The 15,007-nt window shown below is 63.9% G+C and carries 14 protein-coding genes; 8 read left to right on the forward strand and 6 right to left on the reverse strand.

The genetic code is table 11. The annotated features are described in order from the left end of the window. Window positions 1–186: 186 nt before the first annotated feature. Entirely contained in the window at window positions 187–729 is a 543-nt protein-coding gene (locus tag AB5Y89_RS02460) for a cupin domain-containing protein (RefSeq protein WP_010672493.1), read from the reverse strand. Window positions 730–900: 171 nt separating this feature from the next. Between AB5Y89_RS02460 and AB5Y89_RS02465 the strand changes: the two genes are divergently transcribed. The 6 genes from AB5Y89_RS02465 (at window position 901) to AB5Y89_RS02490 (ending at window position 7,389) form a co-directional block, all read left to right on the forward strand. Continuing rightward, window positions 901–2,229: an aspartate aminotransferase family protein gene (locus AB5Y89_RS02465; protein ID WP_368222820.1), complete on the forward strand. Its 1,329-nt coding sequence runs from the start codon at window positions 901–903 to the stop codon at window positions 2,227–2,229. 98 nt (window positions 2,230–2,327) lie between these two features. Next, window positions 2,328–3,824: a CoA-acylating methylmalonate-semialdehyde dehydrogenase gene (locus tag AB5Y89_RS02470; RefSeq protein WP_053288836.1), complete on the forward strand. Its 1,497-nt coding sequence runs from the start codon at window positions 2,328–2,330 to the stop codon at window positions 3,822–3,824. A gap of 83 nt (window positions 3,825–3,907) precedes the next feature. Further along, a complete protein-coding gene (locus AB5Y89_RS02475) occupies window positions 3,908–4,636 on the forward strand; it encodes a glutamine amidotransferase (RefSeq protein WP_010672496.1) in 729 nt (242 codons plus the stop codon). A gap of 153 nt (window positions 4,637–4,789) precedes the next feature. Next, entirely contained in the window at window positions 4,790–5,761 is a 972-nt protein-coding gene (locus tag AB5Y89_RS02480; RefSeq protein ID WP_041212153.1) for a LysR substrate-binding domain-containing protein, read from the forward strand. Window positions 5,762–5,821: 60 nt separating this feature from the next. Continuing rightward, the gene (locus AB5Y89_RS02485) at window positions 5,822–6,661 is read left to right on the forward strand and encodes a PfkB family carbohydrate kinase (protein WP_041212154.1); all 840 of its coding nucleotides are present in this window, start codon (window positions 5,822–5,824) and stop codon (window positions 6,659–6,661) included. A gap of 275 nt (window positions 6,662–6,936) precedes the next feature. Next, the gene (locus AB5Y89_RS02490; protein ID WP_010672499.1) at window positions 6,937–7,389 is read left to right on the forward strand and encodes an Rrf2 family transcriptional regulator; all 453 of its coding nucleotides are present in this window, start codon (window positions 6,937–6,939) and stop codon (window positions 7,387–7,389) included. 52 nt (window positions 7,390–7,441) lie between these two features. Here the strand turns inward: AB5Y89_RS02490 and AB5Y89_RS02495 are convergent, their stop codons facing one another. Then, entirely contained in the window at window positions 7,442–7,954 is a 513-nt protein-coding gene (locus AB5Y89_RS02495; protein WP_010672500.1) for a ferredoxin-type protein NapF, read from the reverse strand. A gap of 137 nt (window positions 7,955–8,091) precedes the next feature. Between AB5Y89_RS02495 and AB5Y89_RS02500 the strand changes: the two genes are divergently transcribed. Continuing rightward, on the forward strand, window positions 8,092–8,307 hold the full coding sequence (locus AB5Y89_RS02500; protein ID WP_010672501.1) for a hypothetical protein: 216 nt from the start codon (window positions 8,092–8,094) through the stop codon (window positions 8,305–8,307). Continuing rightward, a complete protein-coding gene (gene rmuC / locus AB5Y89_RS02505; protein ID WP_045522434.1) occupies window positions 8,304–9,635 on the forward strand; it encodes a DNA recombination protein RmuC in 1,332 nt (443 codons plus the stop codon). The genes AB5Y89_RS02500 and rmuC overlap by 4 nt, the downstream gene beginning before the upstream one ends. Before the next feature lie 82 nt (window positions 9,636–9,717). Here the strand turns inward: rmuC and AB5Y89_RS02510 are convergent, their stop codons facing one another. The 4 genes from AB5Y89_RS02510 to fmt all read right to left on the reverse strand — a co-directional run bounded on the left by AB5Y89_RS02510 (window position 9,718) and on the right by fmt (window position 15,002). Next, window positions 9,718–11,160: a TrkH family potassium uptake protein gene (locus AB5Y89_RS02510; RefSeq protein ID WP_010672503.1), complete on the reverse strand. Its 1,443-nt coding sequence runs from the start codon at window positions 11,158–11,160 to the stop codon at window positions 9,718–9,720. Between the two features lie 93 nt (window positions 11,161–11,253). Next, a complete protein-coding gene (gene trkA / locus AB5Y89_RS02515) occupies window positions 11,254–12,630 on the reverse strand; it encodes a Trk system potassium transporter TrkA (protein ID WP_010672504.1) in 1,377 nt (458 codons plus the stop codon). A gap of 74 nt (window positions 12,631–12,704) precedes the next feature. Continuing rightward, complete coding sequence (rsmB, locus tag AB5Y89_RS02520) at window positions 12,705–13,997, reverse strand: 16S rRNA (cytosine(967)-C(5))-methyltransferase RsmB (protein WP_124245012.1); 1,293 nt, start codon at window positions 13,995–13,997, stop codon at window positions 12,705–12,707. Between the two features lie 60 nt (window positions 13,998–14,057). Continuing rightward, window positions 14,058–15,002, reverse strand: a complete 945-nt coding sequence (gene fmt / locus AB5Y89_RS02525) for a methionyl-tRNA formyltransferase (RefSeq protein WP_048209226.1) — start codon at window positions 15,000–15,002, stop codon at window positions 14,058–14,060. Between the last annotated feature and the right edge of the window lie 5 nt (window positions 15,003–15,007).

A 15,007-nucleotide genomic window follows, 5' to 3' on the forward strand; every position in this document is an offset into this window, starting at 1 on the left:
GTAAATCCATCTTGTAACAATTCATTAAACACTGACCACGAACAACCCGGGCCAACGGCGGGGCAAACCGGGGGCCCTGGCCTGTGGTGTCGGGGGCCGCGCGGCGGGGCTGGAGCCCGTGTCGCGGGCCTGATCCCCGGGTCGGGCAGGGGGGGATCCCGGCGGGCTGTTCCGGGAGAAGGCCCGTCAGAAGCTGGCGGGCGTGTTGGCCGAGATCAGTACGCACTCCTGATCCCCCACGTTGCGAAAACGGTGGGGAGTGCGGCTGTCGAAGTAGTAGCCATCCCCCGGTGCCAGCAGGTGAACCTGCTCGCCTACCGTGACTTCCACCTGACCCCGGATGACGATGCCGCACTCTTCCCCTTCGTGACTCAGCATGTCGTCACCGGTGTCGGCGCCCGGGGGCAGTATCTCCTGCATCATGCCGATGGCGCGGTTGGCGCGGCTGTGACCCACCAGACGGTAGCTGATGGGGTGGGTGCCGAGATCCGGCATGTCGTCCGCACGGAAGATCACCTCGGAATCCATCTCCGTCTCGTCGGTGAAGAAGCTGGCCAATGACATGGGGATGCCTTCCAGCACCTTGCGCAGGGAGGCCACCGAGGGGCTCACCTGATTTTTCTCGATCTGGGAGATAAAGCCGTTGGTCACACCGGAGCGTTTTGCCAGCTCGCGCTGGGAGAGGGCCGCCTTGGTGCGAACCGCCTTGAGGCGGTGACCGATATCCATCGATAGACACTCCTTGACTGTTTACTATTATTAAAATTGTGTTAAATATCTTATACCACCCCTGAGGGGTGACACCAAGCCGGGCGATAAAAGCCCTTTTTTATGGATTCAGGTGTTTAATTTAATAGGCATGAGCCGGGTGTTACTAAACGCCTTAAGGATGAGGTGACCATGAAACCTGTCAGCGACATCAATACCCCCGACATGTCCGCCTTCTGGATGCCGTTCACCGCCAACCAGCAGTTCAAGGCGGCGCCGCGCATCCTGAAGTCGGCAGAGGGGATGTATTATCACTCAGAGGATGGCCGCAAGATACTGGATGGCACTGCCGGACTCTGGTGTTGCAACGCAGGCCATGGTCGGCGCGAGATCGCCGAGGCGGTCTCCCAGCAGATCTCCCACCTCGATTTTGCCCCCACCTTCCAGATGGGCCACCCCCTGCCGTTCGAGCTGGCCAACCGGCTGGTGGAGATCGCCCCCAAGGGATTCGGTCACGTCTTCTATACCAACTCCGGATCGGAGTCCGTGGACACCGCGCTCAAGATTGCGCTGGCCTGGCAGCGGGCTCGCGGCCAGGGGACCCGTACCCGGCTCATCGGCCGCGAGCGCGGCTACCACGGGGTGGGTTTTGGCGGCATCTCGGTGGGGGGCATTCCCGGCAACCGCAAGTGGTTCGGCTCCCTGCTGACCGGGGTGGATCATCTGCCCCACACCCTCAATATAGGGAAAAATGCGTTCACCAAGGGATTGCCAGCAGAAGACCTCACCCTGGCCGATGAACTGGAGAAGATTGTCTTCCTGCACGACGCCAGCAACATCGCGGCGGTCATCGTCGAGCCCATCGCCGGCAGCACCGGGGTCATCATGCCCCCCAAGGGCTATCTCAAGCGGCTGCGGGAGATCTGTACCAAACACGGCATCCTGCTGATTTTTGACGAGGTGATCACCGGTTTCGGCCGCCTCGGCTCTCCCTTCGCCGCCCAGGAGTTCGACGTCATCCCCGACATGATCACCTGTGCCAAGGGGCTCACCAACGGCGCCATCCCCATGGGGGCCGTGCTGGTACAGAACCACATCTATGACGACATGATGGCGGCGGGCAAGGGGGCCATCGAGCTGTTCCACGGCTACACCTACTCCGGCCACCCGGTGGCGGCGGCGGCGGGTCTGGCGACCCTCGAGATCTACCGTAACGAAAATCTGCTGACCCGGGCGGCCGATCTGGCGGGCTACTGGGAGGAGGTGGCCCATTCCCTCAAGGGCTGCAAGCACGTGAAGGACGTGCGCAACTACGGCCTGGTGGCGGGCATCGAACTCGAATCCATGCCCGATGCACCGGGCAAGCGGGCCTACGAGGTGTTCGTGCGCTGTTTCGAGAAGGGGGCGCTTATCCGGGTGACCGGCGACATCATCGCCCTGTCGCCTCCCCTCATCATCGAGCGCAGCCAGATAGACGATCTCTTCACCCTGCTGCAGGACGCCCTGCAGGCCCAGGACTGACCCCCACATCACACAGGATGGCGCTCGTCCCGGGCGTCATCCCCCTGTGCTGCCCCGGCGCGGCGAGGGGAGGACGGATGACCCATCACGGAGGATTTATGAGTTACAGGATCGACAACTTCATCGACGGCGAGACGACCGAGAGTCGCAGCGAGCGTTTCGGTGCCATCTTCAATCCGGCCACCGGCCAGCAGCAGGGCTCCGTCGTTCTCAGCACGGCCGACGAGTGTGCCGAGGCGATTGCCTGCGCCGAGCGCGCCTTTGGGGAGTGGGCCCAGACCCCGCCGCTGGTGCGGGCCCGGGTGCTGTTTCGCTTCAAGGAGCTGATGGAGCAGCACAGGGACGAGCTGGCCCAGCTCATCAGCCGTGAGCACGGCAAGGTCTTCTCCGACGCCCAGGGGGAGCTGACCCGGGGGCTGGAGGTGGTGGAGTTTGCCTGCGGCATTCCCCATCTGCTCAAGGGGGAGCACTCCCTCAACGTGGGCCGCGGGGTGGACAGTCACTCCATGATGCAGCCGGTGGGGGTCTGCGCCGGCATCACCCCGTTCAACTTCCCTGCCATGGTGCCGCTCTGGATGTTCCCGGTGGCCCTGGCCTGCGGCAACACCTTTATCCTCAAGCCCTCGGAGAAGGATCCGTCCCTCTCCCTGCGCATGGCCGAACTGCTCAAGCAGGCGGGCCTGCCGGACGGGGTGCTCAACGTGGTCAACGGCGACAAGGAGGTGGTGGACGTGCTGCTGACCGACCCGCGGGTCGGTGCCGTGTCGTTTGTCGGCTCCACCCCCATCGCCCAGTACATCTATGCCACCGCCTCGGCCCACGGCAAGCGGGTGCAGGCCCTGGGCGGCGCCAAGAACCACATGGTGGTCATGCCGGATGCCAATCTGGATCAGGCGGTTTCCGCCCTGATGGGGGCCGCCTATGGCGCGGCGGGCGAGCGTTGCATGGCGATCTCGGTGGCCGTGGTGGTGGGTGACGAGACCGCCGATGCCCTGGTGGCGAAGCTCTCGCCCCTGGTGGCGGCCCTGCGGGTCGGCCCCGGTCTCGGTCAGAGTCCGGAGAACGAGATGGGGCCCCTCATCAGCCGGGAACACCTGGCCAAGGTGCGCGGCTACGTGGATCAGGGGGTGGCCGAGGGGGCCGAGCTGGTGGTGGATGGCCGGGGCCTGAGCCATGGCGAGGGCTACTTCATCGGGGGCAGCCTGTTCGATCGGGTCGGCCCCGAGATGCGCATCTACCGGGAGGAGATCTTCGGCCCCGTACTCGCCATCGTGCGGGCCCCGGACTACGAGACGGCCCTGCGCCTCATCAACGAACACGAGTACGGCAACGGCACCGCCATCTTCACCGGTGACGGAGATACCGCAAGGGACTTCACCACGCGGGTTCAGGTCGGTATGGTAGGGGTGAACGTTCCCATTCCGGTGCCCATGGCGTTTCACAGCTTTGGTGGCTGGAAACGGTCCATCTTCGGGCCGCTCAACATGCACGGGCCGGATGGGGTGCGCTTCTACACCCGGATGAAGACGGTGACCGCCCGCTGGCCCCAGAGCCTGCGCGCCGGCGCCGAGTTCTCCATGCCGACCATGAAGTGAGCCACCGGCTCGCTGCCATGGCTTTAATCTCTTGCCCCCGCAGGCCGCCGGTCTGCGGGGGCGCTTCTGTCAAGGAGTAACAGATGCGACTGGGTATTCTCGATTGTGACCGGCTGGACCCCGATTTGGTGGGGGATTTTGGTCCCGTTTACTCCGAGATGTTTATCAAGGGTTTCCGGGCGTTGGCCCCCGAGCTGGAATTTCGGGTCTGGTCCGCCCTCGACGGCGATCTGCCCCCGGATCTGACCGAATGCGATGCCTGGCTCATCACCGGCTCGCGTCACGATGCCTACAGTGACATCCCCTGGATCCTGGCGCTGCGCGACTGGATCCGCCGGGCCCACGATGCCAACGTCAAGCTGGCCGGGGTCTGCTTCGGCCATCAGGTGATCGCCCAGGCGCTGGGAGGGGAGGTGATGAAGTCCACCAAGGGGTGGGGGCTGGGGGTGTCGGTCCATGCCATGCAGACGACAAAACCCTGGATGGCGCCGGGGCTGGACACCATCCGCATCCTGGCAAGCCACCAGGATCAGGTGGAGCAGCTTCCGCCGGGGGCGACCCTGCTCGCGGGCAACGACTTCTGCCCCAACTTCATGTTCCTGCAGGGGGATCACATCGTCGCCATCCAGGGGCACCCGGAATTCTCGGTGGCGTACAACCGGGCCCTGATCGAGCGGCGACGGGACAGGCTGCCCGATGCACATTACCAGAGCAGTCTCTCTTCCCTGGAAGGGGAGGTGGATTCCGCCACCATGATGCAGTGGTTGCTGCAGTTCCTCGGCATCCTGCCGATCGGGGCCGACGCGCGCTGAACCCCGTTTGTCATATCCACCGCGCTGATGCTAGATTTTGTAACAAAATGAAGGATCAAGCGGCGATATGCCCAGTCCGGATGATACACTGGCCGCCATTTTTGGCGGCCTAGTCCATCGACGAGCGCCGCGTCAGTCTGTGAGGGGGCAACCTTGAAACTACAGCAGTTGAAGTATCTGATCGCGGTGCGGGACCACAATCTCAACGTCTCCGTTGCCTCCGATGCGCTCTATACCAGCCAGCCTGGGGTGAGCAAGCAGATCGGCTTGCTGGAGAGCGAGCTGGGGGTGCGCATCTTCGAGCGCCGCGGCAAGCACCTGCACCGGATCACCCCGGTGGGGGAGGAGATCATCAAGTGTGCCGAGGCCATGCTCAATATCGAGAGCAAGATCAAGGCCATCTCCCGGGAGTACCTGGATCCGACCGTGGGCACCCTCAACATCCACACCACCCACACCATCGCCCGCTACCTGCTGCCGAAAAGCGTCACCTACTTCACCAAAAAGTACCCCAAGATCTCGTTCCACCTGCATCCTGTGATGTCCGCCACCAAGGAACAGATCAGCAAGGGATACTCGGATTTTTCCATCGTGGCCCACGAGATAGGCTTCGACAAGGAGCTGATCGCGCTGCCCGCCTACCTCTGGACCCTTTCCCTGGTGGTGCCCCAGGAGCACCCCCTGGCCAAGGTGAAGAAGCCGACCCTGGAGCAGCTCTGCCAGTATCCCATCCTGAGCTACGAGAGCGGCGCCACCGGGCGTCAGGTGCAGGACAGGGTGTTCCAGGCGGCCGGCCTCACTCCCAACTACTACATGACGGTGATGGATGCCGGCGTCATCAAGCGCTACGTGGAGCTGGGCTTTGGCATCGGCATCATCTCCTCCCTGGTAGCCAACGATAGCGATGCCCCCGGCCTCGTGGCCATCAATCTGGAGCACCTGTTCGAGCCCTGCCCGGCCCAGATCTGCTTCAGCAAGAGCATCCTCTTGCAGAACTACATGTATGACTTCATCAGCTCCTTCTCCCCCCATCTCACCAAGGAGATGATCCAGAACGTGATGCAGCAGCCGACCCAGGCACGTATCGACGAGCTGTTGTCAGGGGTGGAGCTGCCCGTCTACTGATCCCGCTTCCGTTTCTGTGCCGGCACCCCGGGGTGTCGGCCTCCTCCCGCCGAGGTTTCCATGTCCCGCATCCTGCTGCTCGCCAATCTCAACTGTGATCATGTGCTCTCCCTGGCCGAGCCCCTGGTGGCGGGGGCGCGGCTGCAATACGTGGATCAGGGGCGCAGGCTCGGCGGCGGCGCCGCCAATACCGGCATCGGATTGGTGTGGGCGGGACACGAGGTGATCATCGCCTCCCGGGTCGGGCTGGACGACACCGGTGACTGGCTGCTGGAGCAGGCGGCCTCATACGGCCTGGATTGCAGCCATGTGGAACGCTTTGGCGGCGAGACCGGCGAGCTGCTGGTGCTGGTGGACGCCACCGGTGAGCGCACCATCCTCAGGCGCCCACGTCGTCCGGATCTGCCGGGGGATCTGCCGACCGAAGGGGTGGACTGCCTCTATGTGAACTATCCGGGCACCGCCATCGTGGGCTACATGCGCCAGATGCTCGCCAAGAGTTTCGTGGTGGCCCAGTATCCCAAGGGGGGGCAGGCCCGCCGCCCCTGCCACGTGCTGGTGGCCTCCCGCTCCGATCTCGGCGAGGTGAGTGACCCCTGGCAGCATGCCCGCCAGCTCGCGGGGGAGCAGCTTGAATGGCTGGTGCTGACCGAGGGCAAGGCGGGCGCCGTGGCCATTCACGGGGAGGAGCAGGTCAGGGTGGCGGCGCGACCGGTCTCCGTGGTGGATACCACGGGGGCGGGGGATGCCTTCGCGGGCGGTCTCATCCACGGTCTTGCGCGGGGCATGGCCATGGCCGATGCGCTGCAGTGCGCCGTGGACTGGGGCGCCTTCGCGGTGGCCTCCGAGAGCTCCATCCCCTCCCAGGCGCTGCGCAACTGGCTGAAGCAGCCCCACTGAACTCGCCGGACAACGGCTCCGGCGATGGCAGAGGAGGTGGGGGTTTGTCGACGGAAACCGCCAAAACCCCTCGCTGAGGCGGCAAGTTTGCGATCAATCAAAGAAAGTGTCGATTTATGTACATCTTCGTCGACACCCGCCCGGGCTGCTCTTACCCTTGTGACTTCACGACTCGGTCGAAGAAGCCCATCCCGTGCGCACGCATGTGCAGACCCCCTCTTTGGCCACCGGCTGTCGTCCTGATTTCTGGCTTGTAGTAAGAGGCAAGTGCGACCATGCAACTGACACGATTTACCGATTACGCCCTGCGTACCCTGACCTTCCTGGCCATCCAGCCCGGTGATCGCCTGTCGACCATCACGGAAGTGGCCGACACCTTCGCCATCTCCCGCAATCACGTGGTCAAGATAGTGCATCAGCTCGGCATCAAAGGTTACATCGAGACGGTGCGTGGCAAGCATGGGGGCATCCGCCTCGGCCGTGCCGCCGTCTCCATCAACCTGCGCGATGTGGTGATGGACATGGAGCACGTGCTCTGCCCGGTGGACTGCAAGCGCGAAAACTGCCGTCTCTCCGGGGGCTGCCGCATCCAGGGCATTCTACGCCGCGCCATGCACGCCTTCCTGGAGGTGCTGGGGGAGTACACTTTGGCGGATGCGGTGCGGGATCCCACTCGTCTGTGCCACCTTCTCGGTATAGAGCAGGATAATATCCTGACCATGGCATGATGCCACGGTGAATGACAGAGGGGCCTGCGGGCCCCTCTGTCATTGCCAGCGGTCAGAGCTGGGGCACAAGGGTGATGGCTCCGTGCAGACAGGCGAGGCCGCAAGCGCCGCAGCCATCGCAGGCGGCCATGTTGACGGTCACTCCCTCGCTGCCGACCTTGATCGCCTGCTGGGGGCAGGCATCTTCGCACAGCAGGCAGTAGTAGCCCTGACGGGCCTGGCAGCTCGCCTCTATCCTGACCCGGGTCTGCACCTGACGGCCGAGGCAGAGATCCAGTGCGCCCGTGGGGCAGGCTCTGGCGCAGCTGCCGCAATAGCTGCACTGGCCACAGGCGAGATCCAGCACTGGGGTACCGGCGATGGGGCTGCCGTCATATTCGGGGCGATCGGCGGGCTTGATGAGGCCGTTGGGACACGCCTTGAAGCAGTCGCCACAACGGGTGCAGAGGGTGAGGAACTGGGACTCGTCGATGGCCCAGGGCGGGCGTGCCTCATGGCAGACCACCTCGGGTCTGCGGGGGCTCCCCCATGCGTGTGCCAGCCAGCGACAGAAAAAATGCGTCATGCCCACCTCTATACCTATTAGGGGTTAATTTTATCCAGTTTTAGGCCGGCAAGCCAGAGAATAGCGGCGGGCAGGATCGCAAGCCGGGTTGCCCTTGTGTAAGCTAGGCGGGTCTTTTTGCGGGATTGAATGAACTCATGTGGCTATTTCTGTGGCGTGCTTCTCTGCTCTATGTCTTCCCCCTGCTGATGTGGGCCTACTGCCATCTCAAGGGTATCGAGTTCAGTGAACTGGATACCGGGGTCAACAGCCACAAGTGGGTGGTGCTGGCGGCCTATCTGCTCTATGTGCTGATCTGGTTGCTGCTCAACCGCTATCTCGAACTCTTCCTGCGCCAGCGGGGGCGCCGATGACTCCGCTGCTGACCTGGTGGCCTGCCATGCTGGCTGGCGGGCTGGCGCTGCTGTTCGGCTGGTGGTGGGGGCGACGCAGCGGCCGTGAAGAGGCGCTGCTGCTGGAGGAGCGTTATCAGGGGTTGCAGGATCGCTGGGACGCGCTGCAGGACGAGAAGATGCTGGCTCAGCAGAAGCTGGATCAGCAGCAGACCCTGCTGCTCAAGCTCACCGCCCGCCTCAAGGAGGCCGAGGCGACTCTGCGCAGCGAACGCATCGCCAGCGCCGAGAAGCTGCAGTTGCAGCAAGAGGCTGAGCAGCGCCTCGGCCAACAGTTCGAGAACCTCGCCAATCGTATCTTTGAACAAAATGCTGGAAACTTCCGCGAACTGAATCAGAACAGCATGGATCTCCTGCTGACTCCACTCAAGGAGCAGTTGGAGGGCTTTCGCCGCCAGGTGGGAGAGACCCACGCCCAGGAGACGGCCCAGCGCCACAACCTCAAGTTCGAGCTGGAGCGCCTTGCCGAGCTCAACGCCCGCATGACCGAAGAGGCGGCGGCGCTGACCCGGGCCCTCAAGGGCGACAGCAAGCAGCAGGGCAACTGGGGGGAGGTGGTGCTGGCGCGGATCCTCTCCGAGTGCGGCCTGCGCGAGGGGCATGAGTACCACACCCAGGTCAACATCGAGGTGGACAAGGGCAAGCGCTACCAGCCCGACGTCATCGTCCACCTGCCCCAGGAGAAGGACATCATCATCGACGCCAAGGTGTCGCTGACCGCCTATGAGCGCTGGTACAACGCCGCTGACGATCTGGAGAAGGCGGTGGCGCTCAAGGAGCACGTCGCCTCGGTGCGCAACCATATCCGCGAGCTGGGCCGCAAGGATTACCAGCAGTTGCCCGGGGTGCGCACCCTGGACTATGTGCTGATGTTCGTGGCGGTGGAGCCTGCCTTCCTCGCTGCCCTGGAAGCGGACCCTTCCCTGGTGCGCTACGGGCTGGAACACAACATCCTGCTGGTGAGCCCTACCAACCTGATGGTGGCGCTGCGCACCATAGAGAACCTGTGGCGCTACGAGCGGCAGAACCAGAACTCGCGCCAGATAGCGGAGCGGGCCGGTCGCCTCTACGAGAAGCTGCGGCTGTTCGTGGAGGAGATGCAGCAGATGGGGGGCAGCCTGCACAAGGCGCAGGAGAGCTACGACAAGGCGATGGGCCGGCTGGTCAACGGTCGTGGCAACCTGATCGCCCAGGCCGAGCGCTTTCGCGAGCTGGGGGTCGAGGTGACCAAGCCCTTGCCGGACGCGCTGGTGGACAGGGCGCTGGAGCGGGAGGAGTCGGCGGACTGAGGGGAGTCGTCATTCGCCGGGACAACGAAAAGGGCAGCCATTGGCTGCCCTTTTCGTTTCATGCAACAGCCTGGACGGCTGCTTATTGCTTCCAGAAGGAGGGGAAGAAGAGCACCGCCACCGTCAGGATCTCGAGGCGTCCCAGCAGCATGCCGAACGACAGTATCCACTTGGCCGCATCCGGCAGACTGGCGAAGTTGGTGCTGGGACCGATGACAGGCCCCATGCCCGGGCCCACGTTGGCCACGGCGGTGATGGAGCCCGAGATGGCGGTCAGGGGGTCCAGCCCGATGGCGGCGAGCAGGGCGGCGATCAGCAGGATAATGGCGAAGTAGACCAGCACGAAGGAGATCAGGGAGCGGATGATGGCGTCGTTGACCGGACGGCCGTTGTACTTCTGGGGAAACACGGCGGAGGGGTGCATCAGCTGGCGCATCTGTTTCTTGAACAGGGCGAAGGCCACCTGGACCCGAAAGATCTTGAGCCCGCCCGAGGTGGAGCCGGAGCAGGCGCCGAGTGCCAGCAGGATGATGAAGATAATGGTGGTGAGCGGGCCCCAGGTGCCGAAGTCGCCGAGTCCGAAACCCGTGGTGGTGAGCACGGAGACGATATTGAAGCTGCTGATGCGCAAGGCATCCATGAAGCCGTAGATGTCTCTCACCCAGAGATAGAAGGTGACGACCAGGGTCACCCAGACGATCAGCCAGAAGAAGCCCTGCACCTGGGCATCCTTGAACAGGCTGTTGTCACGGCGGGAGAGAGCCTGCACATAGAGCAGGAAGGGCAGGCCGCCGAGGAACATGAAGAGGGTGCCTATCCAGTGCGCCGCGTGGGAGAAGTGGGACATGGATTGATCGGAGGTGGAGTAGCCGCCGGTGCTGAGGGTTGTCATGGCGTGGTTGACCGCTTCGAACAGGTTCATGCCACTCACCCAGTAGGCGAGGAAGCAGAGCATGGAGAGTACCAGATAGACCAGCACTATGTTGTTGGCCACCGTTTTGGCGCGGGGGGCGCTCTTGTCGGACCAATCCGAGCTCTCGGTCTGGAACAGCTTCATGCCTCCGACGTTGAGGTAGGGCAGCACCGCCACCGCCATCACGATGAAGCCGACTCCGCCCAGCCACTGCAGGATGGATCGCCACAGCAGGATGCTGTGGGCCATGCCGTCGAGCCCCGACAGCACGGTGGATCCCGTGGTGGTGACCCCCGACATGGTCTCGAAGTAGGCGTCGGCAAAGTCGATATGGGTGATGAAGACGAAGGGCAGGGCCCCGAAGACGCAGGCGACCACCCAGACCGAGGTGGTGAGCAGGAACATTTCCCGCACGCCGAGGTGAAACTCTGCCTTGCGACCGTAATGGAGGCAGAGCAGGGCGGCACCATGGGTGATCAAGACCGACTTGAGAAATTCGACGAAACCTTCCGAACCGGTCAGCAGGGCCAGCAGGGTGGGCAGCCACATGAAGAGCGCCAGCTTGGAGAGTACCAGCCCGAGCGTGAAGACGATGGGATGCAGCTTGATCATGCAAGATAACCTGGTCGTTGATTGAAAAAAGACCCGGACCTTTCCTGAGAAAAAGGGCCGGGTCCGGATACCGTTGCCAGAGACATGGCCGGCTTACAGGAAGAAGGGACTGGGCTGGAACAGACGCTCCACTTCCGGGATGTACTTCTTGTCCACCAGGAACATCACCACGTGGTCATCCTGCTGTATCTGGGTGCGATCGTGGGCGATCAGCACCTCGTCACCGCGCACCACTGCGCCTATGGTGGTGCCCGGGGGCAGCTTGAGCTCGCCCACCGTCTTGCCCACCACCTTGGAGGTGTTCTCGTCCCCGTGGGCGATCGCCTCGATGGCTTCGGCCGCCCCGCGGCGCAGGCTGTAGACGTTGGCGATGTCGGCACGGCGCACATGGGTCAGCAGGGCCGAGATGGTGGCCTGCTGGGGGGAAATGGCGATGTCGATGGAGCCGCCCTGTACCAGGTCCACGTAGGCGCCGCGCTGGATCAGGACCATGGTCTTCTTGGCCCCCATCTTCTTGGCGAGCAGGGCCGACATGATGTTGGCCTCATCCTCGTTGGTGACCGCGATGAAGACGTCGATCTGGTCGATGTGCTCCTCCGCCAGCAGCTCCTGATCCGCCGCATCGCCGCAGAAGACGATGGTGTGTTCCAGGTGTTCTGAGAGCTGCTCCGCCCGCTTCTGGTTGCGCTCGATGAGCTTGACGCTGTAGCGCTTCTCTAGCTGGCGGGCAAGGCCGGCGCCGATGTTGCCGCCGCCGACGATCATGATGCGCCGGTAGGGGCTCTCGAGGCGTTGCAGCTCCGACATCACGGCGCGGATATGGCCCGCCGCAGCCACGAAGAACACCTCGTCATCGGCTTCGATGATGGTGGTGCCCTGGGGGCGGATGGAGCGCCCCTGGCGGAAGATGGCGGCGACCCGGGTTTCGATGTTGGGCATGTGTTCCCGCAGAGTGGAGAGCGCATTGCCCACCAGGGGGCCGCCGTAATAGGCCTTGACCGCCACCAGGCCCACCTTGCCGTCGGCAAAATCCACCACCTGCAACGCCCCCGGATACTCGATCAGGCGACGCACGTAGTCGGTCACCAACTGCTCGGGGGCGATCAGGTGGTCCACGGGGACGGATTCTGGCAGGAACAGGCGATCCCGCTCCACCAGATAGGCGGGGGACCGAATGCGCGCCACCTTGTTCGGGGTGTTGAACAGGGAGTAGGCGACCTGGCAGGCGACCATGTTGGTCTCGTCGCTGTTGGTGACGGCGACCAGCATGTCGGCATCCTGGGCGCCGGCTTCGCGCAGCACCCTGGGATGGGCGCCGTGGCCGTTCACCACCCGCAGGTCGAATTTGTCCTGCAGTTCGCGCAGGCGCTCGCTGTCGGTGTCGACGATGGTGATGTCGTTGTTCTCGCCGGCGAGATTTTCGGCCAGGGTGCCACCCACCTGACCTGCGCCCAGAATGATGATTTTCATAAGGCCATCTTACTCAAGGTTGTTGCTTCGTAATGAGGCGGCCCGTCACCGGGCCTGCCATCCGCCGGTTCGGCCTACAGCTTGATGAGCTTGGCATAGTAGAAGCCGTCCATCTCCGCCTCTCCGGGCAGGAACTGGCGACCCGGACAGGCCGGGGTGTCTTCTGCATGCAACGGCACCAGGCGGGCATCCGGGGTATCTGCCAGGAAGGCGCGGATCTGCTCCCGGTTCTCTTCCGGCAACACGGAGCAGGTGGCGTAGAGCAGGGTGCCGCCGTGCTTCAGCTTGCCCCAGAGGGCATCGAGAATGCGGCGTTGCAGCTCGGCCAGCTCGCGGATGTCCTGATCCCGGCGCAACCACTTGATGTCGGGGTGACGACGGATGACGCCGGTGGCGGAGCAGGGGGCATCCAGCAGGATGCGGTCGAACTGCCCCTGTGGCCACCACAGATCCGGCGTGCTGGCATCACCGTGGATCACTTGGGCCTGAAGGCCGATGCGATCCAGGTTCTCCTGCACCCGCTTGAGGCGGTTGTCGTCGGCGTCGACGGCAACCACGCCGGCAAGGGCCGGCTGGCGTTCCAGCAAATGGGCGGTTTTGCCGCCGGGGGCGGCGCAGGCGTCCAGCACCCACTCGCCTGGCTGGGGATCGAGCAGGGCGGCGGCCTGCTGGGCGGCACCGTCCTGCACCGAGCAGTCACCCTGCTCGAAGCCGGGCAGCTTTGTCACGTCGCAGGGGCGCTCCAGCAGGATGCAATCTTCCCCTTCCACACCGGCCATGGCCGGGATGCCCGCCTCGCTCATGCGGGCCAGCATGGCCTCGCGGCTCTGGCGCTGGCTGTTGTTGCGGATCCACATGGGCGGGCGCTGGTTGTTGGCCTCCATGATGAACTCCCAGTCATCGGGATAGGCCTGGCGCAGGCGCTTGGTGAGCCATTCGGGGTGGCCGAGGCGGACGCTGGGAACGCGGTCGATGCGCAGCAGGATCACTTCGGCGCTGCGCTGGAAGTTGCGCAGTACGCCGTTGATGAGGCCGCGCAGGGAAGAGCCCTTGAGCAGCTTGACGGCGTTGACGGTCTCGGCCACGGCGGCGTGAGCCGGAATGCGGGTATAGATGAGCTGGTAGAGGCCGACCAGGATGAGGTAGTGGAAGATGCGGCTCTTGTTCTTGAGCGGCTTGTCCATCATCTCGCTGACCGCCGCATCGAGGCGGGGCAGCCAGCGCAGGGTGCCGTAGCAGAGTTCTTGCAGGAGGGCGCGATCGCGAGGGGCGACCTTCTCCTGGGCAGCAGGCAGAACGGCGGAGAGAGATTGACCCTGATCCAGCACCTGTTGAATGACGAGAGCAGCCTGTGCGCGTGTTTTCATAGCGTTACCTTAGATGCACAAGTCGGGGCCAGGGCCCCGCTTGTGTCAATTCAATCCAGATCAAATCAGTTGCGTGCCAGGTTCAAACCAGTCGCGGCGAGAGTTGAGCAGATCCGAAACGGACATGGCCTTCTTGCCGGGAGGTTGCAGGGTCAGCAGGCGCAGCACGCCCTGACCGGTGGCAACCTCGATCCCCTGCTTGTCGGCCTTGAGCAGGGTGCCGGCTGCCTGGCCGTGCGCCTTGGGAAGGACTTCGGCCTGCCACACCTTGACGGTCTGTCCGGCGACCTCGAACCAGCTGATGGGCCAAGGGTTGAAGGCGCGGATGCAGCGTTCGATGGCAACGGCGTCCATCGACCAGTCGATGCGGGCCTCTTCCTTGGAGAGCTTCTCGGCGTAGTTGGCCAGCGCATCGTCCTGGGGCTCGGCGGCGGTGTCGCCGGCAGCCATGGCGTCCAGGGTATCGACCAGTGCCTGCGGGCCCAGACCGGCCAGCTTGTCATAGAGGCTGGCAGAGGTCTCATCACTGGCGATGGGGCAGGTTACCTTGCGGATCATGGCGCCGGTATCCAGCCCCACATCCATCTGCATGATGGTGACGCCGGTTTCGGCATCCCCCGCCCAGATGGAGCGTTGAATCGGGGCGGCACCGCGCCAGCGCGGCAGCAGGGAGCCGTGCACGTTGATGCAACCCAGACGCGGCGTATCGAGCACCGCCTTGGGGAGGATGAGGCCATAAGCCACGACGACCATCAGATCGGCACCCAGAGCGGCCAGTTCGGCTTGCGCCGCTTCATTGCGCAGGGAGGCAGGTTGATAGACCGGCAGATCGTGGGCCAGCGCCAGCTCCTTGACCGGGCTGGCAGTGAGCTTCTGGCCGCGACCGGCGGGCTTGTCCGGTTGGGTATAAACGGCGACGACCTCGTGGCCGGAAGACAACAACGCCGCCAGATGACGGGCGGCGAAGTCGGGGGTACCGGCAAAAATCAGTTTCAGCTTGTTCAATGGAG

The sequence above is a fragment of the Aeromonas sp. s4 genome (assembly GCF_040907855.1).
Taxonomy (GTDB): Bacteria; Pseudomonadota; Gammaproteobacteria; order Enterobacterales; family Aeromonadaceae; genus Aeromonas; species Aeromonas caviae.